We start from the raw sequence: 26,302 nt of genomic DNA on the forward strand, positions 1-26,302 counted from the left end.
TTAACTTTCAACATGCTTTATGACAAGCAACTAGAAAAAGAATTGAAAGGAAGTCGTGATGTATCAAGTGGGTTGGGATAAGCAGCAAATTAAAATAACACCGAAAGGTTATGCCATGTTTGGTTATGGGCAATGGTCTCATCGTGCCTATGAGCAGCGTACGGCTTTATATGCCCGTAGTGTGAGCATTGTCGATCAACACGGCAATCGACTGCTGATGTGTTGTCTTGATTTAGGTTGTATTACCCATGCCATACGCAGCCAAACAGTCGAGCGACTCACACAAATCCTTGATTCACAATTTGATGAAAATCAACTGGTGTTAATGGCAACCCATACTCATTCTGGCCCTGGTGGTTGTGGCTATGAAGCTTTATATAATATGCCAACACCTGGCTTTGTGCCTGAACATTTAACTGCCATTGTTGAGGCAATTGTACTCAGTATTCAAAATGCGATTGCGTCCGAACAAGACACTGAGATTTTCTTGGAGACACAACATTTTCCAGAGCATACCGCTGTCGCATGGAATCGTTCAATCAAAGCTTATAATCGTAATCCAGAAGTTCTGTCACGGACGGAAGCTGAAACACATTTAGCTCTGAACCGAGAAATGCAGCTGATTGGTTTCTACCGTGAACAAAAACTACAGTCCTTGATTTCCTTATTTGGCGTACATGCAACCTGTTTAGGAAATTCCTTAAACGCCTATGATGGCGATAATAAAGGTTATGCAGCCGCATTTTCTGAGCAGGCTTTAATTGAGCAAGGGGTTCAAAATCCAGTCACGATTTTTGCGCAAGCAACCGCAGGCGATGTATCACCGCATTTTCATGGCAAAGATCAGCTTAAGATTCGTAATCAAATTAAAGGCGAGCAGGAATATCAATACGCGCAACAAAATGGGCGCTATCAAAGTGAACTGGCTCTGACTGCTGTGCAACAAACTATTCCTGAAAAACTGCAAAAAGTCGAAGGCAAGATTGATGCCGTTATGTCCTATGTAGACCTGAGTAATATTGAAATTCCTGCTGAATTTGCATATGGACAATTGGGTGCAAAAACCAGTCAGCCTTGTCATGGTACGGCTTTTTTTGCAGGAACACCTGTCGATGGTTTAGGTGCGCCAAAATTTTTAATTAAAGGGATGCAGTTTTTAGCCGATCAATTTCACAAACAAAAAATCAAACATCCGAAAGCAGCAGATTTTGCAGCGTATCAGCAGTTGTATGCATCACAAGGGCCGAAACAGATTCTACTGGAAGCGGGTGCTAAAAAGATTTTAGGTCAACCGATTGGTTTTCCGCCGAGTATTCTTGATCCGTTGATTGCAGAAATGAACCGACAAGTGAAAGCTGGGGCGATTCAGCACAGTCCTTTAGTCCCGAGCGTAGTTCCCTTACAAATTGTGCGACTAGGTCAGTTAGCACTGGTCTGTTGTCCAGGAGAATTTACCACCATCGCAGGGCAGCGTGTGGTCGATACAGTGAAACAGACGCTTACTGCACAAGTATCCATTGAACGAGTGTGGTTAGCTTCATACTGCAATGATTATATGGGCTATGTCACGACCTATGAAGAATACCAACAGCAAGCTTATGAGGGTGGGCATACCTTATTTGGTCAATGGACATTGGCAGCTTGTCAGAGCAAATTCAAAGGATTAGCAGAACAATTATTATTAGAAAAAACTAAACGTCATTACGATGAAATGACACGACCACAGCCGATTCCAGAAAACGAACTCGCAAAACGCACCAATCATGGCAATTTAAAAACTGCCGTTAGCCAAGGAGAGGCAGTATGAGTGATTTAAAACAAGGCATCTGGTCAAACTGGTCAGGCTTTCAAAAAGCCAAGCCACAACAGATTTTACAACCTGCAAATATTCAGGAATTACAGTCCATTGTTCGTGAACAGCAAAAAATACGGGTCGTGGGTGCAGGGCATTCCTTTACGCCCTTGGTGTGTACCGATGCGACCTTAGTATCTTTAGATCGAATTTCAGGTGTTGCATCTTTCGATCTAGAACGCTGTCAAAGCAATATTTATGCGGGTACACGTTTATACGATTTAGATCAGCATTTACAGCAGCAATCCATCAATCAGGCTTTGATGAATCAGGGTGACATTGATCAGCAAAGTCTGGCGGGTGCGGTTTCTACAGGCACACATGGGACAGGAGCCGATTTACATTGTATTTCGGCCTATGTTGAAGCTTTTGATTTATTGACTGCATCAGGTGAAATTCTGAAATGCAGTCGAACAGAACATCCTGAAATTTTTGCAGCAGGGCGAGTCTCTTTGGGTAGCTTGGGTATCTTGACCCAGATCACCATGCAGAATCGCCCGCGCTATAAACTCAAAGAACACATTGAACTTTGTCCAGTCGAAGACATGATGCAGCATATTCAGCAATCGAAACATCAGCATCGACATATTGAGTGCTTTGTGTTTTCCCATGAGAAGCAGTTGATGTTGAAAACCTTGAATGAGACGGATGAAGCGGTTTTGCCGCGTAAGGAAAATTTTCCATCTGATGATACTTTATTGACCTTATGCTCTGAGCTGACCAAAAACTTTCCTTCACTGAATCCTTATTTACAAAAACTTTTGGGAATCTTTGTTAAACCGACCACCTATGTCGATTGGTCGAGTAAGATATTTCCGACACCACGAAATACCAAGTTCAATGAAATGGAATATCAGATTCCTGTTGATCGTGGAATTGAGTGTTTGGATGAAGTGTTACATGCTTTAAGAACGTATAAAGTTGCCACCTTTTTTCCGCTCGAATTTCGCTTTGTCAAAGGCGATGATATTTGGCTCAGTCCGTTTTATCAGCAGGATTCCATTTCGATTTCAGTGCATCAATATCATAAGCAAGACCCGAAGTTGATTTTTGATGTGGTTGAGCCTATTTTGCAGAAATATCGAGGACGTCCGCATTGGGGTAAAATGCATCAAATGAACAAGACAGAGCTTCGAGCTTTATATCCAAAGTGGGATGATTTTATGGCTTTACGTCGGCAGCTTGATCCAGAAGCTAAGTTTTTAAATCCCTATCTGGAAAAGCTGTTTTTAGGGTAGTTTTAACTTGGGTTTGACTTAAATGTTTATTTAATTTATTGAAAAATAATTAATTTAACGGAGTCTTACCGAGTTTTTATCCATTTTAGGATAAGCCACTTCGTCTTGCGCTTCACCAAAGCTTTAGTCGCTTTGGCTTGCTCAGGCTCGCCTTACTTTGGTTTCGCCCTGAGAAGTGTTTGAGGCTTGGTAAGGTGTATTTAAACGCTTGCGCTTTGCCAAAGCTTTAGTCGCTTTAGCTTGCTCAGGTTGTAGATGACATTCCCTCATATCAGATGGTTTTTTAGGATCACGATTAAATAAAAAAGGTATAGACATGTTGGATCATTATTTTAAACAACTCAATCTCGATCTCAAAAAACAGAGGATTGCGACCCCGCAACTTATTGTGGATGCGGCTGCGTTAAAACAAAATATCCAACATGTGCAACTGCGCTTGTCACATGCGCCACATTTAAAAGCCCGTTTGGTGGTGAAATCTTTAGCGAGTTTAGATTTACTCAAGTTGTTGTCTGAACAGCTTAATACGCAACGCTTTATGGTATTTCATCAACCGCATATCATTTCGATTCTAGAAAATTTTGCTGAAGCCGATATTCTGTTGGGCAAACCAATGCCTGCTCAAGCAGTACGTCATTTTTTTGAGCAACATGCAGAATGGTCAAATGCCAACATTCAATGGCTGATTGATACCAAGCAACGCTTACAACAGTATCTTGAGATTGCTCAGCTCTATTCTCTGTGCTTGGATGTGAATATTGAGATTGATGTTGGTTTGCATCGTGGTGGGGTGCAGTCGACTCTGCAACTGACAGAAATTTTAAAGCTAATTCAACAGTACCCGCAGTATTTAAAACTCTCAGGTTTGATGGGCTATGACGCACATGTCACCAAAATTCCAGCCATCATTAAAAAACCTGAACTGGCTTATCAAAGTTCGCAGCAGACCTATGCCAACTATCAAAGATTGATTCAAAAACAGTTCCCAACGCTGTGGCATGATGAGCTTTGTTTTAATGGCGGTGGCAGTCCAACCTTTAGTTTTCATACGACTGAAAGTGTCTGTAATGATTTGTCTTTTGGTTCAATGTTATTAAAACCGAGTGATTTTGACAGTGATTTTTTAAAGGCTTTACAGCCTGCTTTATGGATTGCATCGCCAGTCTTAAAAGTTTTACCTTTTACCCAGCTACCATCAATGTCTTTACTCGATAAATTGCCACATAAGTATAAGGCACTGTTTATTTATGGCGGATATTGGCTTGCCAATTATGTTTATCCAAAACAAGCGCATCCACATGCATTGTATGGGCGTAGCAGTAATCAGGAGTTGGTGAATGTACCGAAGCATTGTGATATTCAAGTCGATGATTTTGTGTTTTTAAGACCGACGCAGAGTGAAGCGATTATTCCTCAATTCTCAGAATTAAAACTATATCAGCAACATGTTTTTGAGACATGGCAAACTTTCCGTGAATGAAAGGCTGTTGAGCGGCTGAACTTTAAAATACATCAGTTAAATGACAGCTTTTCGCTTCAGTCAAATTTTCAATGGAATCGACCAGTAAAACATTGGTATCTTTTTCGCTTGTATATGCAGCAATGACTTCTGCGTAAATAGGCTGTTTCAGCTTTGCTGCTGTTGATAAAAAGCCTGATACTGCCTTTTTGTTAGACCAATCGGCATCTTTCAACACATATTTATTTTGAGTAAGATCACATCGCGTTAAAATGGCTTTTTTATCCTGAATGGTTAAGGTGCCAATAAAAATATCCATTGCTTCTTTGGGTTCGGTTGAATTGGCAAAGGCGGTTAAAGGATGAACTAGGTTATATGCAAGCAAAGAAAATATAAGAGACATTTTTTTCATTGAATTTTTCCTAGCGATCAAATCAACTGTAAAAATAACATGGTCGAGATGCTAATTTAATCAGTTTCTTTGACGCAAGGAAATCGTTGAGTCGGAACAGTGAAAAGTATTGCTACAAGACAACATGTTGATTAAGCCGAATCATTAAAAACGATAGCCAATTTTTAGACCGTAGGCGATTGCGCTGTTATTTTTAAAATCAGCTTGTTCTGCGATCGACTTAACACCTTCAATTGGGATGTAATACGTGCCATCTTCCGCAACCGCATCACCTAACCAGAAGTATTTCATTCCACCTGCAATAAAATAATTCGGTGCAGGGTTGAACTGAACACCTAAGCCAACGCCCCAAGCGCCTTTAGTCGGATTTAAAGTCGATGCAGGATTGCCTGTGCCTGAGTCCCAACTCACTTCAGTGGATGCACTCCATTGTTCAGTAAATTGATGCCCGAGACCTAAAGTCGTAGCCCATTGATCTTTTTGGTAGCTGTCTAGATCAAAGCCACCTGTATAAGCTCCTCCACTGATTAAGGTCGTCAGATATTCAGTCATAGCACCAAACTGAGTCGGACGAATATGGAATTCTTTCCAATTGACCCAACGGAAATTGGCATAGGCAAGCGTGTCTTTATAGACACCTGTTTGAAAATCAATATTGACGGATTGTGGTGTGCTAATGCTGGTTTTACTTGCTGTGGTCACTTCCAAAGGCTGACCAAACATAGTTTCAGTCACTTGCATATCGTGGTCGATCTTAGAGCGATAGGTCACTGCTGCTTTCAAGGCAATATCTGGAATTTGATAACTCAAACCTGCCAGCCAGCCCACAGCATGGTTTTGTTTAAATTTCGCATCATAGCCATTAAAGGCTTCACCATAGGAATTGCCACGAAGTACGACATCACCTTTGACGGATTGATAGACTGCACCACCATACAGTTGAAAGTTGCTGAAAGGACTAATCCCCAAAATCATGCTGATACTTTCGGTATCGACATTGACCGATGTGCCTTGTTGGGTAAATTCATTATCCGAAAAGGTATTATTAGATTGCATCGGATAATGGATATCTGCACCAAAAGGCTGATCATAGAGCAGACCAAAGCTCATTTGATCAGTCAGTTGCAGTTTCAAAGCAGCATTGTAGTATTGGAAACTATTGCCCATATTGCCTGTATTTAAATTTTGCGAGTCATTGACCAGTTCAGGGCGATTGCGAATTTTTCCTGAAATATCGGGGTCAACAGCGGTTGCATTGACCTCTACATAATTACCATTTTCGAGAAAGGGTAAAATAGATTGCCCTGATTGATCTAATGCAGAAGCATGATTCACTGCACTTGTAAATATTGTGCATATACCAAGCACAATTGGATTGAATTTCATTTTGATCATCCTTGCAAAACGGTATTTTATTTTTAAAAACGATATTTTTATTAACAGCCATTTTTCTATCTATAGCAGCATGATTTCACTCATGATTTGAAATAGAAAGCCAATGTCCATACTGTAGTGAAACATTTTTTTTAATTAGGAAGTAGGGTTAGAAATGATCAATATGGGGGGCGAATCGGTCAGATAGATTGATTTTAGGCAATAAAAAACCTTGTATCGAGACACAAGGTTTTTGAGATTTCTATTTAAATTTTATTGTTTAACAATCAACACTGGAATATGTGATTCAGTTAAAACTGCACGAGCGACACTGCCGAGCAATAAACGTTTTACCCCTGTACGCCCATGTGAACCCATAATAATAAGGTCTGCGCCAATTTCATCAGCTATAAAAATAATACCTTCACTGGCTGCACCATGTTGGATTTTAGTTTTCACTTCAATACCATCACGAATAAAAGATTGAGCAATATCTTGTAGTTGAAGTTTAGCGTGGGCTTCCGCTTGCATAAAATGGTCAGTAATCGCCGGAGCAACTTGATAAAAGTCGACACCGACAAATGGATCAACCGCAACCACACTCAGCACCGTGACTTTTGCCCCTGATAATTTTGCTAGAGACAATGTGTGTTCAACGGCCGCATAAGAAATTGGAGAATCATCAACAGCAACTAAAATATTTTGATAAGACATATTTACTCCTTATAGTTTATCGTTGTAAAAGATAAAAGTATAAGGAGTTGATAACATATTGAACTCTGTCTAGCAAATGAGATGATGCTCAAAAACCTATGATTACGCTGGAAATAATATAGAAATGTAGGAAATCCCCTAGCAAAATATAGTGCTAAGAGAATCTCTGTATTTTTGTAATTTGGTCTCATATTTAAAATAATAGGAATACGTGTGTTACTCAGTTTAGAAGCATTTAAACAACAAAGATTTGATCAAGTTGCTGCCAAAATTATGGCTGATCCAAAAGCTTATTTGGCATTTGATTCGGTTTCAGATTTTTATAAAGCCGTATGGTTGGATGAATTTCCACAAGGGACAACATGGTCAGCCACGGGATTGGATGATGGTGCAGAGCAGTTTTATGCGGTGATTGAATATGCAAATCACTATCTCTATATCAGTCGGACTGAACGAGTAACGGTAAAATTAGGTATAAGACATCATTACAATAAAAATTACTAATCCGAGCAGTCATTAATTTTTACGTGTTCAGATTTTGTGATTGAAATGAGAATGATATAATTTGCTGCGATGATAAAACCTTAATTAAAACTAAACTAAACGGAAATTTAAAAAATGGCACATCAATTTACGGTAAATGAAACAATTCATGGCGTTTCAATTGAAGATTTTTCAAGATTAGTTGCTATGACTTCATTGCATGAAGCAGTGTGTAAACGTATTCCAGGTGAAAACTTAGAAATTGTTGAATCAGTTGTAAAAGGCGATATTTATACACTACGTCGTGAATATAATCTTGATGTAAATATCCCAGAAGTAGCAAAAAAATTATTAAAAAATGCATTCCGTTTAAAACGTTCTGATATTACAGATTTGAAAAATTTAACCTCAACTGTGGAGTTAGGTGCAAACTTACCTTTAGAAGCAAAAGCTGAACGCAAGGTGACAGGAAACAGCGAAAAAGTAGAGATTGCACTGACTTGGACTGTTAAAGTTAAAGTACCTTTGATTGGTGGTATGCTTGAAAAGCATGCAGAAGGCGAAATTCGTAAATTTAGCCAACTAGAGATTGAAATTGTAGAAGAAGAATTAAAGAAAAACCTATAATTCTGAATAGATTGAAAACTCTCCGTAAGGGGAGTTTTTTATTTTAGAAACGAAGAAAATAGGGCAGGATTGAAAGAATCACGCCAATGACACTTAGCAACGTTGTACTCTCGATAAAGTATGGGTAAATCATGAGGACGAGACCACAGACTAAAGGCACGGTCATCTTTTGTTTTTTGCCATACATAAAATAGCCTAAGCCAATCGACCCGAAGATAACACCTAGAAAAAGTTGGGTTGCGTTCATTGTGTTTTGCCATACCTTATTTTTATTGCGCATATACTATGGCAAGATTCTTAAATGAAAATTATAGAAGCAGAATTAAATATCTCATACTATATGATTGAGTATTTAAAAAATTATAAGGTTCTGATGAGTGTAATTTTACCTGTAGCACAACGTGGTGAAGAGATTTTAAAAATTAAAGCGGCGGCTGTGGCTGATGCGGAGTTTAATAGTGATTGGCTCTTGCAACTGGCTTCTGCGATGCAAATGACGATGCTTGAGCGTAATGGTGTCGGGATTGCTGCGCCACAAGTCTATATTTCTAAGCGTGTTATTATCGTTGCTTCTCGTTCAAACCCACGTTATCCAGATGCACCTGATATGGATGCAGTTGTTATGGTCAATCCTGAAATTTTAGAATTTTCTCAAACGACTTGTTTGGGTGAAGAAGGCTGTTTGAGTGTACCAGATGAGCGTGGGCAGGTAGAACGGGCGCAAGCAATAAAAGTGCGTTATTACACTTTGCAAGGTGAAGTCATTGAAACGGCTTTTGAGGGTTTTCCTGCACGTATTGTTCAGCATGAGGTTGATCATTTGGATGGGGTATTGTTTGTGGAAAGATTAGTTTAGTTGTTTGTTTTAAGTGTTGAAAAACCTTTAATAACTTGAAAATAAAACAAGCGATTGCAGAGTTATAAGGCTTGTATTCTGATTTTAGAATTATCACAAATATATAATTTTAACCTTATGAACACTCATGACTATAAGAATTGATGCTCAATTATAAATTTATTCATTTTAAGGTTATTGACTATGCAAACCCCTCTTCCTGATTATCTAGCACATGTGATAGAAGCGTGTGACATAGATAACAGCGGACATCTAGCTGATTATATTCCAGAATTAGCCAATGCAAATCCCAATCGGTTGGCTTTGGCAATGTCGACCGTGGACGGGGAAATTTATTCAGTTGGGGATGATGATATTGAATTTACCATTCAATCGATGTCTAAACCTTTTACATATGCCTATGTGTTGCAACAACTTGGCATTGATGCCGTATTGGATAAAGTTGGGGTCGAACCTTCAGGAGAAGCGTTTAATGAGATTTCATTAGGTAAGGATCGCCGTCCAAAAAATCCGATGATTAATTCAGGTGCAATCACTACACATTCATTGATTCCAATGAAAGATGATCTAGAAAGTGCAGAAATTGTACGTCAATTTATGAGTGCGCTTGCAGGGCGTGAACTACGTTTTGATGAAGCTGTTTATGCATCTGAGGTGAAAACAGCTTATCGGAATCTCTCAATTGGTTATATGCTGAGAACAGTCGGGATTTTAGAAACTGACCCAGTGGATATTGTGAATGGTTATATTCGCCAATGTTCGATTTTGGTCACGGTGAAAGATCTTGTACGGATGGGGAGCGTACTTGCCAATGGCGGTGTTGATCCTAAAACGGGAAAACGATTATTGAATCGTTCTGTGGTTAGGCAAGTGCTCAGTGTAATGATGAGTTGTGGTATGTATGATGCAGCAGGTGATTGGCTCTCTACGGTTGGAATTCCTGCTAAAAGTGGCGTGGCTGGTGGGATATTGGGGGTGTTACCGGGGCAAGTGAGTATTGCTGCATTTTCTCCAAAGTTAGATGAGCATGGCAATAGTGTTCGTGGTATCGATATTTTAGAGCGACTGTCACGAGATATGGGATTGCATCTGATGGAGGGTACACCTTCAGCGCAGACCATTGTACAAAGTCATTATCGTACTGGGAAAGATGCATCATTGAGTGTGTATGTGCTTCGAGGTGTATTGAAATTTACTGAAGCTGAGATGTTGTTGCGTATCTTACAAGCCGAGCCGATGGATCAAAGCACCATCGTGATTGACTTAACCCAGATTTCAATCATTCACGATGTAGGTAAACGTATGTTTTTAGAGGGTATTGATCGCTTGATTGATGATGGTCATACCTTGCTTTTGGTTGATCCTGAGCAACGTTTGGATCATGCACGAACGCATAAGGATCGAACACTGCATGTTTATCAAGATATTGAAGATTTAATTGCACAACTAAAAGATGCTGAAAATAAGAAAGTTTAAATTTCACCAACTCTAAATTGCTGCGGTGTTTTATCCAAATGCCGTTTAAACATTGCACTAAAAGCGCTTGGATTGGTATAGCCCAGTGCTTCAGAGATGTGAGCAATCGATTCACCATTAGAGATTTTACTCAGTGCATGAGCGATATGCATCTGTTGAATCCATGCGCGATAAGACAGTCCCGTTTCTTTTTGAAACATCCGCATTAAGGTTCTTGAACTTGTACCAATATCATCTGCCCAAGCAGTTAAATCTTTTGAGTGATTTGGAGAGTGCAGTAGCTGTTGACAGATTTTTAATAATCGTTTGTCTTTGGGCCAAGGAATTTGAATGCTTAATAAATTTGCTCGATGAATTTCTTCAAAAATTAAAATTTGCAAAGCCTCTGAAATTTCTTGAGAAGAAACAATATTGGTTCGCTCGATCTGTGTAATTTGATTGAGCCGAATCAATAATTCATGTAGCAAATTACTGACTCGAATAATAAAACATTCTTTGCCCATTAATGCTGCGGCATTTACTTCAACGAGGGCGGTATTCAGTTTAACGTGACTCAGTGAAATGACACTGTGTTCAACATTTGCTGGAATCCATAACGCACACATCGGCGGAACTAACCAGACATTATTAGGTGTGAAAACTTGGATGTTTCCCATTGAAGCATATAAAAACTGTGCTCTGCTATGAGTATGTGTAGGCGTAAGCTCACGATAGGTATGTTCTGAGGACAGTCCAATCACCAATTCAGATTGATCAGACTGAATAAGAGAATCATGCATACATCACTCTAAATTTTGTCACTTATAAGATGATTATTGGAAGATAACTTTATAAGCGACAATTTACAATAAGCACCTTATCTAAAAATATTGGAGTTTTTCAGATATGACGTCTTCAATACAGTTGAAAGATGGCATTGCTGATACCGTAGAAAATGATCAGCCGCAAGGTATGATTATGAAGGTTGTAGGTGCAGTCGCTTTTGCTCATTTGCTGAATGATTTGATTCAAGCAGTCCTGCCAGCCATCTATCCCATGCTTAAAGCAAACTTTTCACTCAGTTTTGCTCAAGTCGGGCTGATTTCCTTTGTGTATCAGATTACGGGGTCGCTGCTTCAGCCTTGGATTGGACTGTATACTGATAAGCATCCAAAACCTTATCTATTGCCATTAGGAATGATGGTGACATTGTGCGGTATTTTAATACTCGCATTTTCTCCAAGTTTTACCGTATTGTTGCTCGCATCTGCACTTATCGGCGTAGGTTCTGCAACCTTTCATCCTGAAGCTTCGCGTGTGGCGAGAATGGCATCGGGTGGACGTTTTGGTACAGCTCAATCGACTTTTCAGGTTGGTGGAAATACAGGAACAGCAATTGGACCATTATTGGCTGCTTTAATTATTGTGCCTTTTGGGCAACATGCCGTTGCATGGTTGGTGGTATTTTCATTATTAGCGATTTGGGTTCTGTTTGGAGTAAGTCGTTGGACGATTAGCCATGCAAAAAACTCATTTGCTGCCAAGGTCAATCAAGCACAAACCAAGTTGCATGGTCGTCAGTTAATCATTGCTTTAACCACTATTAGTGTATTGATGTTCGCAAAATTTACTTATATCGCGAGTATCAGTAACTATTTTACTTTTTATTTGATTCATAAGTTTCAGATTAGTCTACAAACGGCTCAATTACATTTATTTGTGTTTTTGGCTGCGGTTGCACTGGGTACTTTTGCAGGTGGACCGATTGGCGATCGACTTGGGCGTAAAGCGGTGATTTGGGTGTCTTTTGTAGGAATGGCACCGTTTGCTTTGATGATGCCGTATGCCAACTTGTTTTGGACAACTGTTTTGTCAGTGATCACAGGTTTAGTGTTGTCGTCTGCTTTTGCTGCAATGGTGGTTTATGCTCAGGAGGCTGTCCCAGGGCGTGTTGGCATGATCTCAGGTTTAATGTTTGGCCTAATGTTCGGTGTCAGTGGTATTGCAGCAGCAGGGCTTGGACATTTGGCTGATGTGAACGGAATCGAATGGGTATTTGGTTTATGTTCTCTTTTACCCTTACTTGGTTTTGCAACGGTCTTTTTGCCAAATACAAAAGCTAAATAGTTGGTTTACATTTAAGTCTCTCAGTTCTAAAGGATTGAGAGATTTTTTTATTTGAGATATTTTGAATGAGCTCAACTAAAAGTGAATTAGATTTTTTAAATTAAAATAATTTTTAAAGAAATTAATAACTCTAAAGCTGATAAATTTATGAAACTTTATAACAAAAATTTAAAACTACCAGCTCGTGATTTACGGAACAATATGACTGATGCTGAGCAATTGCTATGGCAAAGGATCAGACGTAAACAGATTTTAGGATTGCAGATTTATAGACAGAAGCCAATTCTAAATTTTATAGTGGATTTTTATTGTCCCAAAGCTAATTTAGTTATTGAATGTGATGGTGGGCAGCACTATACAGAAGAAGGATTGGAGGCTGATCGGGCGAGAGATCAAGCTTTGGGGCAGTTGGGATTAAACGTGCTAAGGTTTGATAATAGGCAGGTTTTGACTGAAATTGATGCTGTGGTGGAGAGGATTTATTGTGTTGTAGAGCAACGGTTAGAACTTATCAAATTAGAATCCCCCTAAATCCCCTTTTGAGAAAGGGGGACTTTCCGTGAATTTGATGGTGGTATTGTTTCGCGGAGTTCCTCCCTTTTTTAAAGGGAGGTTAGGAGGGATTAAAGGTCTCCTTCATATATTTTTTTAGCTTCTATGGCTTTATCAAGTTTCCTATGAATAAGAGATATCATTGATAAAGTATCGAGAGCATCTTGTTCATTGACTTCCCAAGTTATTTTAGGTGCATGTGCAGTAGTATTTCTGAAAGTTCCAAATACACCTTTGAGTAAATTCATAAACCCTTTTTGTTCACTTTCATGGCTTTCGGTTGTTAAGTTATTTAATGCTAAATAAGGAATTTTACCTTTATATGAGAAAGCTTGATCAACTAATTCTGAACCATCAGCAGTTAAGTTAGTTTTTATTCTAATTTTTTCTGCAATACTTTTAGTTGCTTCAAATACAGCATGAAAATAATTATCGACAAGTAATTCAGCTTTGCAAAAAGTAAGGACGTCAGAATGAATTTTTCGGTCTAATAATGTTTTTCTTAAATTTTGAGCTCGTTCTTCAGCTTCAGAAAAAGTTTTTACTTTATCTGTTTCTCTGATATCACAACTTTCAGTTAGTTCAAAGCCCTCAAATGACAATACATAATTTAGTTCGGTTCTTATATTTTTAAACCATTCTTTTCTATGGATGTGTCGGGATGGGCGTAGAACATATTTGATAAATGCTAGAATATTGTTGGAACAGCGATCTTCACTTTACTTGGTACTAAGAGCATCATACAAACGTTTCCATTTTGTAGAATTCAATTGTGGGTCTTTGATGCTTGTTTCAGCAAGATATTTGGAAATTTCAGTTCCTGAAATCCCATTATTTGTATCACCCAAAATTTTACAAATACTTTCTAGGCTACCAAGATCAATATTTTTAATTATTGCCATCATTTGCTTTAATTTTTAAGGATTTATATATTCTAAGTATATGCTTGGGGAATATCAATTTAATCCCTCCCAACCTCCCTTTGAAAAAGGGAGGAGCTGTCACGTAACTCATTTGATACGCAAAAGTTCCCCTCTTTTTTAAAGAGGGGTTAGGGGAGATTATAAGAACTCTAAATTAACCAATCGAATCATCTAAATTCGGTGCTAACCAACGCTTCGCTTCATCCAGTGTCCAGCCTTTACGTTTCGCATAATCCTCAAGTTGATCCTGAGAAATTTTACCTACGTTAAAGTATTCACTTTCAGGATGCGAATAATAGAAACCACTGACAGAAGAAGGTGGCATCATCGCAAAGTGTTCAGTCAACTTAGTACCAATCTTCGCTTCCGAACCTAACCAGTCAAATAACACCGCTTTTTCAGAATGCTCAGGACAAGCAGGATAACCTGGTGCAGGACGAATACCGACATATTTTTCTTTGATCAATTCTTCATTGCCCAAAGTTTCATCGGCTTTATAACCCCAGAATTCTTTACGGATACGTTCATGCAAATGCTCAGCAAAAGCTTCGGCAAAACGGTCAGCTAAAGACTGAACCAAGATAGCTGAATAATCATCACCTTTGGCTTTATATTCATTTGCCAATTCTTCCGCACCAAAGATTGATACCGTGAAACCACCGAGATAGTCGGTATTGTCTTTAGAGGTACTAATAAAGTCAGCTAAAGATAAGTTTGGTTTGCCTGTGACTTTGTCAGACTGTTGACGCAAGTGTTCAAAAGTATGTGTGACATTCTGCGCTGTTTCATCAAACACGCTGACTGTATCTGCACCTGTACGTTGAGCAGGGTATAGACCAAATACAGCACGAGCATCGAAACGATTATTCTCGATCACATCTTTGAGCATGGCTTGTGCTTGATTATACAAATCCGTTGCAGCTTCACCGACAATTTCATCTTCTAAGATTTTCGGGAATTTACCTGCCAAGCTCCAAGAAATAAAGAATGGTGTCCAGTCAAAATACTCCACCAATGTTGCAAGTGGGTAGTTGGTCAGTACATGTGTTCCCATTGTATTTGGAATTGGAGGCACATAATTCGCATCGACTTTAAAGCCATTTTCGATTGATTCGGCATAGCTGAGTTTGGCTGCTTTTGGTTGCTTATTGGCTAAGCGTTCACGAATCTTGGCATATTCAGCGCGATGCTCAGCAATAAAATTACCACGCATTTCTTTCGAAAGTAGGGTGGTTGCAACACCTACCGCACGCGATGCATCAGCCACATAGATCACTGCATCATTTGAATATTGCGGATCAATTTTAACGGCTGTATGCGCTTTCGATGTGGTTGCACCACCAATCAATAAAGGAATGTCAAAACCTTTACGTTGCATTTCTTTGGCAACAAACACCATTTCATCTAAAGATGGCGTGATCAAACCTGATAAGCCGATGATGTCACATTTTTCATCAATTGCCGTTTGCAAGATTTTTTCACACGGCACCATTACGCCGAGGTCAACGATGTCATAACCATTACAACCCAAGACCACGCCCACGATATTCTTACCAATATCATGTACGTCACCTTTTACTGTTGCCATCAACACACGACCTTTAGATTGTGCATTGCCTTTTTCGGCTTCGATGTACGGGTTTAACCAAGCCACAGCTTGTTTCATGACACGCGCAGATTTAACCACTTGAGGTAGGAACATTTTGCCTGAACCGAATAGGTCGCCGACCACGTTCATACCATCCATCAATGCACCTTCAATGACATCGAGTGGACGTTTTGCTTTGAGGCGTGCTTCTTCAGTATCTTCATCAATATAGGTGGTGATGCCTTTGACTAAGGCATATTCAAGACGCTTTTCAACTGTTTCATTCCGCCATTCAAGATTTTCAGCTTCACGTTGAGCGCCACTATGACCACGGAATTTTTCTGCGACCTCAAGCAATTTATCGGTGGCAATTTGACCTGATTCACCTTGGTTTTTGTTCAGTACAACATCTTCAACCGCATCTTTGAGTTCTTTGGGAATATCGTCATAAATTGCCATTTGACCCGCGTTGACGATCCCCATGGTCATGCCTTGTTTGATGGCATAGTAAAGGAATACAGAGTGAATCGCTTCACGTACTGGTTCATTACCACGGAATGAGAACGATACGTTGGATACACCGCCTGAAATCATGGCATGCGGTAAATTCTGTTTAATCCAACCTGTGGCTTCAATAAAATCGACGCCATAGTTATTATGTTCTTCAATCCCTGTTGCGACTGCAAAAACGTTCGGGTCAAAAATAATATCTTCGGCAGGGAAGCCAACATCATTGACTAAAACATCATAAGAACGTTTACAGATCTCACGCTTGCGTTCAGCCGTATCTGCCTGACCTGTTTCATCAAATGCCATGACAATAATCGCAGCACCATACTGGCGACATAAACGTGCTTTTTCGACAAACTCGTCATAACCTTCTTTTAAGGAAATTGAGTTCACGACAGGCTTACCTTGTACGCATTTTAAGCCTGCTTCAATAATTTCCCATTTTGATGAGTCAATCATGATGGGCACGCGTGAAATATCAGGTTCAGATGCCACGAGATTTAAGAAATGTACCATCGCATTTTGCGAATCGAGCATCCCTTCATCCATGTTGATATCAATAATTTGTGCGCCTGCAACGACTTGTTGCTGTGCCACCTCTAAGGCTTCAGCAAATTTTTCTTCACGGATAAGACGCAGGAATTTTTTTGAACCTGTAACATTAGTACGTTCACCCACGTTGACAAAGAGTGAGTCATCATAAATGTTAAATGGTTCTAAACCACTTAAACGACATGCAGGCTTCGTTTCAGGAATCTGACGTGGTTTTATATCTTTAACCGCATTGTAAATGGCACGGATATGATCAGGTGTTGTACCACAGCAACCACCTGTAATATTGATTAAACCACTTTCAGCAAATTCTTTGATGAATGCTGCGGTTTGTTCAGGCGTTTCGTCATATTCACCAAAAGCGTTTGGTAAGCCTGCATTTGGATGGGCAGAAACAAAAGTATCAGCAACATCAGCAATGGTTTTAACGTGTGGACGCATCGCATCTGCACCGAGCGCACAGTTAAAGCCAATTGAAAGTAAATCACCATGACGAACCGAGTTCCAGAAAGCCTCTGCGGTTTGACCCGTTAAGGTACGGCCTGATGCATCAGTAATCGTGCCTGAGATCATTAACGGAAGTTCATGACCAAGTTGTTTGAACACTTCTTTTACTGCAAAGATCGCAGCTTTACAGTTCAAGGTATCGAACACAGTTTCAATCAAGATGATGTCTGCACCACCTTCGATCAAGGCATGAGTGGCTTCGATATAGTTTTCTTTGAGTTCATCAAAAGTAATGTTACGGAACGCAGGATCATTTACATTGGGTGAAATTGAACAAGTACGTGAGGTTGGGCCAAGTACACCGGCAACAAAACGTGGTTTATCTGGGGTTGAATATTTGTCACATGCTGCACGTGCTAGACGTGCTGCTTCACGGTTGATCTCTGGAACGAGGTCTTCCATGTGGTAGTCCGACATTGAAACACGTGTGCCATTAAAGCTGTTGGTTTCAATAATATCTGCACCAGCATCTAAATAGGCTTCATGGATCCCTTGAATAATCTGGGGTTGTGTTAGCACCAATAAATCATTGTTGCCTTTTAGGTCTGAGGCCCAATCTGCAAAACGTTCACCACGATAATCTTCTTCTTCTAATTTATGGCGCTGGATCATCGTTCCCATTGCACCGTCAATAATGAGGATACGTTGAGCAAGAAGTGATTTTAGGGTGGCGAGCGTGGACATAAGGAACCCCAGTAGATAATCAATATAAAAAAGCAGGGGCATTGTAACAGAAGCGCAGAAAAAGCGCGTATTTTCAGCATTAGGTTGAGGTGATTCATTGGTTCAAATGAAAAATGTCACAAAATCTTCATTAAACTGAAATAATTACATGAAATAATGCTTAAAAAGGAAACAGATAGTTATAAATATGACAAATAAGTTTCATATTTTTTTGTGTTTGTTGCAAAATCAGACAAACAGGTTTGATTGAATTTATTTTGAATTAAGATATTGTTTTTGTTGTATAAAAATGAAAATAATCTTGGTTTAAATCAAAAAAAACATAAAAAAATGTAAGAAAAATATGAAAATTTGGCTTCATATGACAGTCCTTTGTCATATAATTGTCATAATTTAATTAAACAATACAGAGGATTTTATTATCTTCTTACCGTCTACATGAATTCTAATCTTCCTCCTGTTTCGGATTCACCGCTTGCCAGTTCTACGGCAAAATCGACGAATGTACATGTTGCTACACCGAAATTTTTTATGCCGGTGTTTTTAACGATTATTATTGCAACACTAATTTATATTGGTTTTCAGGTGAGTGCTGACTTAGCGCATGTGCCACCATTGAGTTTGTATTCTGTCATTCTTTTAGCTACAGCCCTTTTTATTGCACTCGCCTTTGAGTTTGTAAATGGTTTTCATGACACTGCAAATGCTGTAGCAACAGTAATTTATACCAATGCATTACCTGCACCAGTTGCTGTAATGTGGGCAGGCTTCTGTAACTTTTTAGGTGTTATGGTTGCGAGCGGTGCGGTTGCTTATGGCATTATTGCATTGCTTCCTGTTGAAATGATTATGAATGTAGGTAGTGGTGCAGGCTTTGCAATGGTATTTGCTTTGCTGATTGCTGCTATTTTATGGAATTTAGGAACTTGGTTCCTAGGAATTCCTGCTTCAAGTTCACACACATTGATTGGTTCAATTTTGGGTGTGGGAATTATGAATCACTTGTTAAATGCATCAACTGGCGCAACCAGTGGCATTGATATGGATCAAGTGATTAAAGTGGGTAAAGCTTTATTGTTTTCTCCATTAATTGGTTTTGCTTTTGCAGCTGTTGTATTTTTACTGGTGAAAAAAATATTCAAAAATCAATTGGAGTTATTCCAGCCGCCAGAAGGCAATAAACCACCACCACCATTGATTCGTGCAATTCTAATTTTCACGTGTACAGGTGTAAGTTTTGCACATGGTTCAAACGATGGTCAAAAGGGCATGGGTTTAATCATGTTGATTTTGATTGGTTTGGTGCCTTTGGCTTATTCGTTAAATAAAAGTTTAGATGCTCAACATTTGCAGTCATTTGAACAGCTTTCTGCTCAAACTTCGACCGTATTAAATGTGAATCAAAATGAATTACCTGATGAAAAAGCACGTGCTGTACTCACGAAGTATATTCAAACGAAAGAGCAAACACCTGAAGTTGTTCCTGCACTTGCTAGTATTACGTCACATTTGGGTACACATGTTGCAAGTTATGGTGATCTGAAAGCTATTCCAGAAGCTGCGATCAGTGAAATTCGCAATGATATGTATTTAAGCACGACAACATTTAAGCGTTTAGATAAAGCTAAAGCTTTACCAGTAATGGATGCTGCTCAAGCGAAGGTAGTAAAAGAATATCGTAGTAGTTTAGATTCATTCCTTCAATACATTCCAAATTGGGTAAAAGTCGCAGTTGCATTGGCACTTGGTCTAGGGACAATGGTCGGTTGGAAACGTATCGTCGTGACTGTTGGTGAGCGTATTGGTAAAAATCATATGACTTATGGTCAAGGGATGTCTGCCGAGTTAGTTGCAATGAGTACTATTGCTGCGGCTGATGGCTTAGGTATGCCTGTGTCTACAACTCACGTATTAAATAGTGCTGTTGCGGGTACGATGGTGGCAAACAGATCTGGTTTAAATTTTGCGACAGTGAAAACCATTCTTTCAGCATGGATATTTACATTGCCAGCAACGATCTGTTTATCTGGTGGTTTATACTGGTTGTTCTTACAGTTTGTATCTTAATTTAGTCTGATCGAACGTATAATAGTGTTTTAAAAGCTTTGCTTCGGCAAGGCTCTTTTATTTGTGATCTAAAGATCAAAATGAGTGAAGATGGATTTGTGACTTTATTTACTTTTGTCGATTCTAAAATTTAAAGATGTATGCGTCAGGAATAATAAGAAAATTTGTTTAGGTCTAATCGTGATAGAACTGATGGAGTACCTGCATTGAGTAGAAAATAGTTGTATTCCCCAAACGAGGAATATTTTTACCTTTTGTTATAGGCTAATATAAATAAAACACATGATGGGCTTGATTCTAGGGTTATAAATTTATACAAAATACAATATGTCTGACCAATTAATCTATTTACACTCCGCCATTCTCTAAAACAGAGAATGGCTTTTTTTATTCAGATGAGAGGTGTATTGAGGTTTTCTTGATAGTTTTCTCTAGAGTGTCTGATGAAAAGAGTTTGTTTAACTGATAAAAAAATGTGGCTTATGTAACTGTGATCCCAAATTTAATGCAAAAAAAGAGCTGTTTTCACAGCTCTTTTAAGTTCTATATAGTGTCAATTTAAGCCTGTTGAATTCCTGCAACGACCCAATCTTGTTGCGAACCAGCAGGTTTAACAAAATGCCAAATCTCTGTAAAAGGCTGTGGCAAGCTATTCAAATCTTCGCTCACTGTACCTGTAAAACGAACGCTCACAACATACTGATCATTTTCAGTTGTGCTTTCTACAACCATCGCATTCAGATTGCTAAATTCAGCAACGTCTTGGTCTTGGTTCGCCATAATGTCACTGTACATAGATGCATAAAGTTCAGGGGTCAAGTAACGACGAATCTCTTCGATATTGCTTGCACTGTTTACCGATTGAATATGGTTAAAACGTTGACGTGCAACACGTAGAAATGCAGCAGGTTCAGTACCATCTGGTAACTGATTGCCATTACTCATTGATGCACCGCCAAATGGTGCTTGGGGAGTAGCCGTACCGCCACCGACTGATTGACCAAAGATATTGGTATTGTCAGCTGTTGAAGATGTATTTTGGCGACCAAAATTATTTTGAGCACTGTTATTTGGTGCATAAGGATTGTTCGCTGCGACTTTTTGCTTACCGCTGAATTTACGGAAAATAAAGAAAGCGCCACCTGCGATCAGTAATAACCAGATCCAAGTTGGGATTCCACCTTTTTTCTCTTCCTGTTGAGCTTGCTGAGCAGCTTGAGCATTTGTCGTTTGTTGCTCGGTTGCTGTTGGATTATGTGGTTTATCATCAGCCAATGCATTTGCTGCAATAGCACCAACGGCAGCACCTGCCACACCTGCTGCAACCATTGAACCGACACCTGGACCTGATTTTTGAGGTGCAGTTTGTTGTGGAGCAGGCGTAACTTGACGTGGTTGTTGAGCTGGTTGACTCGCTGAGCTAGATCTACTCATGCCGTGGCTTTTTCCGCCACCTGCACGCTTTGCTTCCGCTAGCGGTGCAGCAACTAAAGTTGCCATTAAAAGAGCTGCCATCAAGCCACGCTGGTGTACTTGCATCGAAAATTCCTATTTAAATCCAATTTGTAAGTGTATTTATGCAGGCATTCACCTGTAATTTCAACTATAAAAATATGTTTTTTTATATCAATTCGTCACTCAATTGCATCGCTTCAGTAAGTGCTTCATGCAAGCGTGCAACAGCAATAATTTGAACACCTTCTACCGATTTTTGAGGTGCATTGCCTCTAGGTAAAATGACATATTTAAAGCCATGCTTTGCTGCTTCCTTTAAGCGTTCTTGACCATTCGGTACAGGTCTAATCTCTCCAGACAGCCCAACCTCACCAAAAACAGCCAATTGTTGTGGTAAGGCTTTGCCTCGTAAACTCGAAGCACAAGCCAATAAAACTGCCAGATCAGAGCCAGTTTCGGTAATCTTTAAACCACCCACCACATTGACATAGACGTCTTGTCCTGAAGTTTGTACACCACCATGACGATGCATCACTGCAAGTAACATATTCAAACGGTTCTGCTCTAAACCTAGTGCCACTCGACGTGGTTGCCCATGTGCATCATCGACTAAGGCTTGAACTTCGACGAGGAGGGGGCGTGTCCCTTCACGGCTGATCATGACAATTGAACCTGGAATGGCTTCATCATAACGACTCAGGAAAATTGCAGATGGATTGGCAACTTCACGTAGACCTTTATCGGTCATTGCAAAGACACCGAGTTCATTGACTGCACCAAAACGGTTCTTTACTGCACGAATCATGCGATAACGAGAGTCGGATTGCCCTTCAAAGTAAAGAACACAATCGACCATATGTTCTAAAACTCGTGGGCCAGCTAGCGCGCCTTCTTTGGTGACATGACCGACTAGAAATAGGGCGGTACCACTGTTTTTTGCGAAACGGGTGAGTAGGGCAGCAGATTCGCGGATTTGTGAAACACCACCTGGTGCAGATTGTAAAGTTTCAGTATAAAGCGTTTGAATCGAATCCAGAATTGCGACCGCAGGACGCACTTGTGCCAAAACCTCACAAATACGTTCGACACAGGTTTCAGCCATGACTTTTAATTGGTCTGTTGGTAGGTCTAGGCGTTGTGCGCGTAAGGCAACCTGTGAAAGAGATTCTTCACCTGTGACATAAAGTGCTGAACTTTTTTTACTTGCCATATGTGTGGCAGTTTGTAATAAAATTGTTGATTTACCGATACCTGGGTCACCACCAATCAAAACAACTGAACCTGTAACTAAGCCTCCACCCAGTACACGATCAAACTCACTAATACCTGTTTGTAGGCGAGTTTCATTTGAGACAGAGATTTGATTGAGCGTCGTAATATTGGCAACTTCTCCCGCATATCCACCTACTTTAGGGCGCGCTCGGTGCGAGATACTTGGCTCTAATCGTACTTCCGTTAAGCTATTCCATTCACCACATTCTGAACATTGACCTGCCCATTTAGAGTGATCTGCGCCACATTGTTCACAACGATAAACTGTTTTAACTTTGCTCATATTTACTCGTAAAAGATATGTGATAGATCAATTAAATTTTGACCAAATCAAGTTGCAGAAAATCTGAAATACAAATTTTATCTATAACTGTCGCCAAAGTTGATTTTGGCACGTAAACTGCTAATTACAAGGAATAGTATATTGAGGTTTATAAAACAGGAAAACATGATTAAAAATGCAACTAAAAAGCGTTGAAATTTCAAAAAAGTGATCAAAAGCCGAAAAAACTTTTTCTATTGTTAGATTTTTAGGCTAATTTTGTGACATAAAACTCGAGAGTTGAATATAACAATGTCAAATGATTTTACTGGTTCACCAAATGAAAATGGTGAGCTGCATCGTAGCCTTTCCAATCGACATTTACAGTTGATTGCGATTGGTGGAGCAATCGGAACGGGATTGTTCATGGGGTCAGGCAAAACCATTAGTTTGGCTGGACCATCGATTTTATTCATTTATGGCTTAATTGGTGTGATGGTATTTTTCGTCATGCGTGCCTTAGGCGAATTACTTCTATCTAATTTACACTATAAATCTTTTATTGATTTATCCACTGATTTAATCGGTCCATGGGCGGGTTATTTTGTTGGTTGGACCTATTGGCTATGTTGGGTCACGATTGGTATCGCGGACTTGTCTGCCATTATTTACTATCTTGAATTTTTCAATGGTGGTGAGTCATTTACCCCAATGGGCGGATTGCTGATCAGTACCATTGCCATTTTATTTGTACTTGGGTTGAACCTTGTGACAGTAAAATTATTTGGTGAGATGGAATTTTGGTTTGCAATGGTCAAAATCACAGCCATTATTGTCTTGATTGCAGTTGGCTTATGGATGATCTTTACTGGATTCACTAATGCTGCTGGTACAACAGCAAGTATTAGCAACCTGTGGACACATGGCGGATTTTTCCCTAAAGGTTTAGATGGCTTCTTAGCGGGCTTCCAAATTGCAATTTTCGCCTTTGTGGGTGTGGAGCTTGTCGGTACAACTGCTGCTGAAACACAAGATCCAAAACGTAATTTACCAAAAGCGATTAACTCAATTCCAATTCGTATTATTATTTTCTATGTATTGGCATTGTTTGTCGTCATGTGTGTTACACCGTGGGATCAAATTAATCCTAAAGTCAGTCCATTTGTAAATATCTTCTCACAAGCGGGTATTGCTTCTGCTGCGATTATTATGAATTTGGTGGTGCTATCTTCGGTCATGTCATCAATGAATAGTGGTGTATTCTCGACTAGCCGTATGTTGTTTGGTTTATCAACGGATAAGCAAGCACCGAAGTTATTCGGAAAACTTTCTAAATCTGCTGTTCCTGCAAAAGCGTTGATTTTCTCAGCGGTTTGTATCTTTATTGGTGCATTTGTACAATTTGTTTATAAAGTAAAAACAGGAACTAACGATGAAGTGACTGCATTTACTTTAGCGACAACATTATCAACGATCCTGTTTATTTGTGTGTGGATCGTGATTATGTGGAGTTATATTAACTACCGCAAAAACCGTCCTGAATTGCATGCACAGTCTACCTTTAAACTTCCTGGTGGCGTAGTTACATGTTGGGTGGTCATTGCATTCTTCCTTGCAACGATTTACTTCCTTGCATTGGATGAAACAACTTTAGAATCATTAAAAGTGAGCCCAATTTGGTTTATCATTTTAGCGATTGGCTATTTCTTTGCGAAAAAGAAATAAGCTAGACGAGTTTGAATGAAAAAAACGCCAGCATAAGTTGGCGTTTTTTTATGTTTAGACTTTAGCCTGTGGGTTGATCACGCTATACTGCTGCGAATTGTAAAAGTTAGGTGCTCAGATGCGTCAAGTCATTTGTTCGATCGGTTTATTACTGAGTAGTGTGGTACTCACTGCATGTGGTCAGTCAGGCATGTTGCAATTACCCTCTAATCAGGATCACGATAAGCGTGCAAAATACCTGCTTTATAAAAATGAAGCATCCAAAGCAGAAGCCTCACCTGATCTAAAGTCAGAACGCCAAGTTACATCATCACCGACCACCTCACCTTAAGTTTGTAAATAAGGACATCTTCATGAGTTTCACTCGCATTAATGGAGTATTGCATGCTGAGCAATGTTCATTAGATCAGCTCGCACAGCAATTTGGCACACCTTTATATGTTTACTCAAAAGCAACTTTTGAAAAGCATTATTTAGATATGCATCGTGCCTTTGATTTTATTGATCATCAAATCTGTTTTGCGGTGAAGTCAAACTCAAATATCGCTGTTTTAAATGTCTTGGCAAAACTTGGTGCAGGTTTTGATATTGTGACGGGTGGTGAACTCGCTCGTGTACTTGCAGCAGGTGGTGAGCCATCAAAAATTGTGTTCTCTGGTTTAGGTAAATCAGAAGCAGATATTGAAAAAGCATTAACTGTCGGCATTGCGTGTTTCAATGTTGAATCTTATGCTGAGCTTGATCGCATTCAAAAAGTAGCCGCAAAATTAGGCAAAAAAGCCCCGATTTCTTTACGTGTAAATCCAGATGTAGATGCTAAAACTCATCCTTATATTTCAACAGGATTGAAAGAAAATAAGTTTGGTATTCCAAGTGATACGGTGAATGAAACGTATCAATATGCTGCTTCATTACCGAACCTAGAGATCGTCGGAATTGACTGTCATATCGGTTCTCAATTGACAGAAACCAAGCCATTTGTTGATGCACTTGATCGTGTCATTTTGATGATCGAAGAATTGAAAAACTTAGGCATTACCCTCAAACATATTGATATTGGTGGTGGTTTAGGTGTTCGCTATAAAGACGAGACTCCTCCAAGCGTTGCTGAATATGCCAATGCCATGCGTCCAGCTTTAGAAAAGTTAGGCTTGAAAGTATATATGGAGCCAGGGCGTAGTATTTCAGCTAATGCGGGTGCTTTATTAACCAAAGTTGATTTATTAAAACCAACCAATCACCGTAACTTTGCCATCATTGATGCGGCGATGAATGACTTAATTCGTCCCGCTTTATATGAAGCTTGGATGGATATTCAATCTGTGAATCCAAAGCATGATGTTGAAGTTAAAACATGGGATTTAGTCGGTGCAATCTGCGAAACAGGCGATTTCTTGGGTAAAGAGCGTGATTTGGCACTTCAGGAAAATGATGTATTAGCTGTGTTGGGCGCAGGTGCTTACGGTTTTGTGATGAGCTCGAACTATAATACCCGTGGTCGTGCTGCTGAAGTTATGGTCAATGGTGATCAAGCCTATTTAATTCGTGAGCGTGAAACCATAGAATCACTTTGGGAAAGAGAGCGTTTGTTGCCTGAGGAGTAAATTG

Annotated in this window: 24 protein-coding genes; 13 read left to right on the top strand and 11 right to left on the bottom strand. The window is 39.5% G+C overall.

Going from position 1 to position 26,302, the window contains the following annotated elements; translation table 11 throughout:
* Positions 1-58: 58 nt before the first annotated feature.
* Together C502_RS0101635 and C502_RS0101640 are read left to right on the top strand one after the other, a co-directional pair.
* Positions 59-1,807 carry a neutral/alkaline non-lysosomal ceramidase N-terminal domain-containing protein gene (locus tag C502_RS0101635; RefSeq protein ID WP_018677119.1) on the top strand — a complete coding sequence of 583 codons (1,749 nt, stop codon included), beginning with the start codon at positions 59-61 and terminating at the stop codon, positions 1,805-1,807.
* Positions 1,804-3,090, top strand: coding sequence for a D-arabinono-1,4-lactone oxidase (locus tag C502_RS0101640; protein ID WP_018677120.1), 1,287 nt, complete (start codon positions 1,804-1,806; stop codon positions 3,088-3,090). The genes C502_RS0101635 and C502_RS0101640 overlap by 4 nt, the downstream gene beginning before the upstream one ends.
* 141 nt (positions 3,091-3,231) lie before the next feature.
* Here C502_RS0101640 and C502_RS19090 read toward each other — a convergent pair whose 3' ends face one another.
* Entirely contained in the window at positions 3,232-3,408 is a 177-nt protein-coding gene (locus C502_RS19090; protein ID WP_018677121.1) for a hypothetical protein, read from the bottom strand.
* On the opposite strand from C502_RS19090, the gene C502_RS0101650 reads away from it, so the two are divergent.
* Positions 3,407-4,570 carry an alanine racemase gene (locus tag C502_RS0101650; RefSeq protein ID WP_018677122.1) on the top strand — a complete coding sequence of 388 codons (1,164 nt, stop codon included), beginning with the start codon at positions 3,407-3,409 and terminating at the stop codon, positions 4,568-4,570. The genes C502_RS19090 and C502_RS0101650 overlap by 2 nt on opposite strands.
* A 22-nt stretch (positions 4,571-4,592) precedes the next feature.
* On the opposite strand, the gene C502_RS0101655 is transcribed toward C502_RS0101650, so the two are convergent.
* The 3 genes from C502_RS0101655 to C502_RS0101665 form a co-directional block, all read right to left on the bottom strand.
* A complete protein-coding gene (locus C502_RS0101655) occupies positions 4,593-4,961 on the bottom strand; it encodes a hypothetical protein (protein ID WP_018677123.1) in 369 nt (122 codons plus the stop codon).
* Between the two features lie 144 nt (positions 4,962-5,105).
* On the bottom strand, positions 5,106-6,347 hold the full coding sequence (locus C502_RS0101660; RefSeq protein WP_018677124.1) for a transporter: 1,242 nt from the start codon (positions 6,345-6,347) through the stop codon (positions 5,106-5,108).
* A 261-nt stretch (positions 6,348-6,608) separates the two neighbouring features.
* The gene (locus C502_RS0101665; RefSeq protein WP_018677125.1) at positions 6,609-7,049 is read right to left on the bottom strand and encodes a universal stress protein; all 441 of its coding nucleotides are present in this window, start codon (positions 7,047-7,049) and stop codon (positions 6,609-6,611) included.
* Positions 7,050-7,262: 213 nt separating this feature from the next.
* Here C502_RS0101665 and C502_RS0101670 point away from each other — a divergent pair, with 213 nt between their 5' ends.
* Together C502_RS0101670 and C502_RS0101675 are read left to right on the top strand one after the other, a co-directional pair.
* Positions 7,263-7,553, top strand: a complete 291-nt coding sequence (locus C502_RS0101670; RefSeq protein ID WP_018677126.1) for a hypothetical protein — start codon at positions 7,263-7,265, stop codon at positions 7,551-7,553.
* Between the two features lie 114 nt (positions 7,554-7,667).
* Positions 7,668-8,159, top strand: a complete 492-nt coding sequence (locus C502_RS0101675; RefSeq protein WP_018677127.1) for a DUF2505 family protein — start codon at positions 7,668-7,670, stop codon at positions 8,157-8,159.
* Positions 8,160-8,202: 43 nt separating this feature from the next.
* Here the strand turns inward: C502_RS0101675 and C502_RS18725 are convergent, their stop codons facing one another.
* Entirely contained in the window at positions 8,203-8,406 is a 204-nt protein-coding gene (locus C502_RS18725; RefSeq protein ID WP_081401087.1) for an amino acid transport protein, read from the bottom strand.
* Positions 8,407-8,532: 126 nt separating this feature from the next.
* Between C502_RS18725 and def the strand changes: the two genes are divergently transcribed.
* Entirely contained in the window at positions 8,533-9,015 is a 483-nt protein-coding gene (def, locus tag C502_RS0101680; protein WP_026315709.1) for a peptide deformylase, read from the top strand.
* 183 nt (positions 9,016-9,198) lie between these two features.
* Positions 9,199-10,491, top strand: coding sequence for a glutaminase (locus tag C502_RS0101685; protein WP_018677129.1), 1,293 nt, complete (start codon positions 9,199-9,201; stop codon positions 10,489-10,491).
* On the opposite strand, the gene C502_RS0101690 is transcribed toward C502_RS0101685, so the two are convergent.
* Complete coding sequence (locus C502_RS0101690; protein WP_018677130.1) at positions 10,488-11,270, bottom strand: AraC family transcriptional regulator; 783 nt, start codon at positions 11,268-11,270, stop codon at positions 10,488-10,490. The two genes, C502_RS0101685 and C502_RS0101690, sit on opposite strands and share 4 nt — an antisense overlap.
* A gap of 106 nt (positions 11,271-11,376) precedes the next feature.
* On the opposite strand from C502_RS0101690, the gene C502_RS0101695 reads away from it, so the two are divergent.
* Entirely contained in the window at positions 11,377-12,597 is a 1,221-nt protein-coding gene (locus tag C502_RS0101695; RefSeq protein ID WP_018677131.1) for an MFS transporter, read from the top strand.
* Between the two features lie 147 nt (positions 12,598-12,744).
* On the top strand, positions 12,745-13,128 hold the full coding sequence (locus C502_RS0101700; RefSeq protein WP_018677132.1) for an endonuclease domain-containing protein: 384 nt from the start codon (positions 12,745-12,747) through the stop codon (positions 13,126-13,128).
* A gap of 92 nt (positions 13,129-13,220) precedes the next feature.
* Here the strand turns inward: C502_RS0101700 and C502_RS19405 are convergent, their stop codons facing one another.
* The 3 genes from C502_RS19405 to metH all read right to left on the bottom strand — a co-directional run bounded on the left by C502_RS19405 (position 13,221) and on the right by metH (position 17,913).
* Entirely contained in the window at positions 13,221-13,751 is a 531-nt protein-coding gene (locus C502_RS19405; protein ID WP_018677133.1) for a TIGR02391 family protein, read from the bottom strand.
* Positions 13,752-13,868: 117 nt separating this feature from the next.
* Entirely contained in the window at positions 13,869-14,051 is a 183-nt protein-coding gene (locus C502_RS19410) for a hypothetical protein (protein ID WP_018677134.1), read from the bottom strand.
* A 175-nt stretch (positions 14,052-14,226) separates the two neighbouring features.
* Entirely contained in the window at positions 14,227-17,913 is a 3,687-nt protein-coding gene (metH, locus tag C502_RS0101710; RefSeq protein WP_018677135.1) for a methionine synthase, read from the bottom strand.
* A gap of 438 nt (positions 17,914-18,351) precedes the next feature.
* Here metH and C502_RS0101715 point away from each other — a divergent pair, with 438 nt between their 5' ends.
* A complete protein-coding gene (locus C502_RS0101715; protein WP_018677136.1) occupies positions 18,352-19,980 on the top strand; it encodes an inorganic phosphate transporter in 1,629 nt (542 codons plus the stop codon).
* Between the two features lie 558 nt (positions 19,981-20,538).
* Here the strand turns inward: C502_RS0101715 and C502_RS0101720 are convergent.
* Together C502_RS0101720 and radA are read right to left on the bottom strand one after the other, a co-directional pair.
* A complete protein-coding gene (locus C502_RS0101720; RefSeq protein WP_018677137.1) occupies positions 20,539-21,519 on the bottom strand; it encodes a Tim44 domain-containing protein in 981 nt (326 codons plus the stop codon).
* A gap of 82 nt (positions 21,520-21,601) precedes the next feature.
* A complete protein-coding gene (gene radA / locus C502_RS0101725; RefSeq protein ID WP_018677138.1) occupies positions 21,602-22,990 on the bottom strand; it encodes a DNA repair protein RadA in 1,389 nt (462 codons plus the stop codon).
* A 291-nt stretch (positions 22,991-23,281) separates the two neighbouring features.
* Here radA and C502_RS0101730 point away from each other — a divergent pair, with 291 nt between their 5' ends.
* The 3 genes from C502_RS0101730 (at position 23,282) to lysA (ending at position 26,298) form a co-directional block, all read left to right on the top strand.
* A complete protein-coding gene (locus C502_RS0101730) occupies positions 23,282-24,694 on the top strand; it encodes an amino acid permease (RefSeq protein ID WP_018677139.1) in 1,413 nt (470 codons plus the stop codon).
* 118 nt (positions 24,695-24,812) lie between these two features.
* A complete protein-coding gene (gene lptM, locus C502_RS0101735) occupies positions 24,813-25,025 on the top strand; it encodes an LPS translocon maturation chaperone LptM (protein ID WP_018677140.1) in 213 nt (70 codons plus the stop codon).
* Between the two features lie 22 nt (positions 25,026-25,047).
* Positions 25,048-26,298 (top strand): diaminopimelate decarboxylase, encoded by a 1,251-nt coding sequence (lysA, locus tag C502_RS0101740; protein ID WP_018677141.1) that lies wholly within the window; start codon positions 25,048-25,050, stop codon positions 26,296-26,298.
* Positions 26,299-26,302 lie beyond the last annotated feature (4 nt).

The organism is Acinetobacter tjernbergiae DSM 14971 = CIP 107465 (assembly GCF_000374425.1).
Taxonomy (GTDB): domain Bacteria; phylum Pseudomonadota; class Gammaproteobacteria; order Pseudomonadales; family Moraxellaceae; genus Acinetobacter; species Acinetobacter tjernbergiae.

Excerpts from the sequence above, each read along its gene's own strand:
- C502_RS0101700 (WP_018677132.1), top strand. The coding sequence starts at position 12,745 with ATGAAACTTTATAACAAAAATTTAAAACTACCAGCTCGTGATTTACGG.
- def (WP_026315709.1), top strand. The coding sequence starts at position 8,533 with ATGAGTGTAATTTTACCTGTAGCACAACGTGGTGAAGAGATTTTAAAA.
- C502_RS0101695 (WP_018677131.1), top strand. The coding sequence starts at position 11,377 with ATGACGTCTTCAATACAGTTGAAAGATGGCATTGCTGATACCGTAGAA.
- lptM (WP_018677140.1), top strand. The coding sequence starts at position 24,813 with ATGCGTCAAGTCATTTGTTCGATCGGTTTATTACTGAGTAGTGTGGTA.
- C502_RS0101640 (WP_018677120.1), top strand. The coding sequence starts at position 1,804 with ATGAGTGATTTAAAACAAGGCATCTGGTCAAACTGGTCAGGCTTTCAA.
- C502_RS19090 (WP_018677121.1), bottom strand. The coding sequence starts at position 3,408 with ATGTCTATACCTTTTTTATTTAATCGTGATCCTAAAAAACCATCTGAT.
- C502_RS0101635 (WP_018677119.1), top strand. The coding sequence starts at position 59 with ATGTATCAAGTGGGTTGGGATAAGCAGCAAATTAAAATAACACCGAAA.
- C502_RS18725 (WP_081401087.1), bottom strand. The coding sequence starts at position 8,406 with ATGAACGCAACCCAACTTTTTCTAGGTGTTATCTTCGGGTCGATTGGC.
- C502_RS0101675 (WP_018677127.1), top strand. The coding sequence starts at position 7,668 with ATGGCACATCAATTTACGGTAAATGAAACAATTCATGGCGTTTCAATT.
- C502_RS0101660 (WP_018677124.1), bottom strand. The coding sequence starts at position 6,347 with ATGAAATTCAATCCAATTGTGCTTGGTATATGCACAATATTTACAAGT.
- C502_RS0101665 (WP_018677125.1), bottom strand. The coding sequence starts at position 7,049 with ATGTCTTATCAAAATATTTTAGTTGCTGTTGATGATTCTCCAATTTCT.
- C502_RS19410 (WP_018677134.1), bottom strand. The coding sequence starts at position 14,051 with ATGGCAATAATTAAAAATATTGATCTTGGTAGCCTAGAAAGTATTTGT.
- C502_RS0101715 (WP_018677136.1), top strand. The coding sequence starts at position 18,352 with ATGAATTCTAATCTTCCTCCTGTTTCGGATTCACCGCTTGCCAGTTCT.
- C502_RS0101730 (WP_018677139.1), top strand. The coding sequence starts at position 23,282 with ATGTCAAATGATTTTACTGGTTCACCAAATGAAAATGGTGAGCTGCAT.
- C502_RS0101650 (WP_018677122.1), top strand. The coding sequence starts at position 3,407 with ATGTTGGATCATTATTTTAAACAACTCAATCTCGATCTCAAAAAACAG.
- radA (WP_018677138.1), bottom strand. The coding sequence starts at position 22,990 with ATGAGCAAAGTTAAAACAGTTTATCGTTGTGAACAATGTGGCGCAGAT.
- C502_RS0101720 (WP_018677137.1), bottom strand. The coding sequence starts at position 21,519 with ATGCAAGTACACCAGCGTGGCTTGATGGCAGCTCTTTTAATGGCAACT.
- C502_RS0101655 (WP_018677123.1), bottom strand. The coding sequence starts at position 4,961 with ATGAAAAAAATGTCTCTTATATTTTCTTTGCTTGCATATAACCTAGTT.
- lysA (WP_018677141.1), top strand. The coding sequence starts at position 25,048 with ATGAGTTTCACTCGCATTAATGGAGTATTGCATGCTGAGCAATGTTCA.
- C502_RS0101690 (WP_018677130.1), bottom strand. The coding sequence starts at position 11,270 with ATGCATGATTCTCTTATTCAGTCTGATCAATCTGAATTGGTGATTGGA.
- C502_RS0101685 (WP_018677129.1), top strand. The coding sequence starts at position 9,199 with ATGCAAACCCCTCTTCCTGATTATCTAGCACATGTGATAGAAGCGTGT.
- metH (WP_018677135.1), bottom strand. The coding sequence starts at position 17,913 with ATGTCCACGCTCGCCACCCTAAAATCACTTCTTGCTCAACGTATCCTC.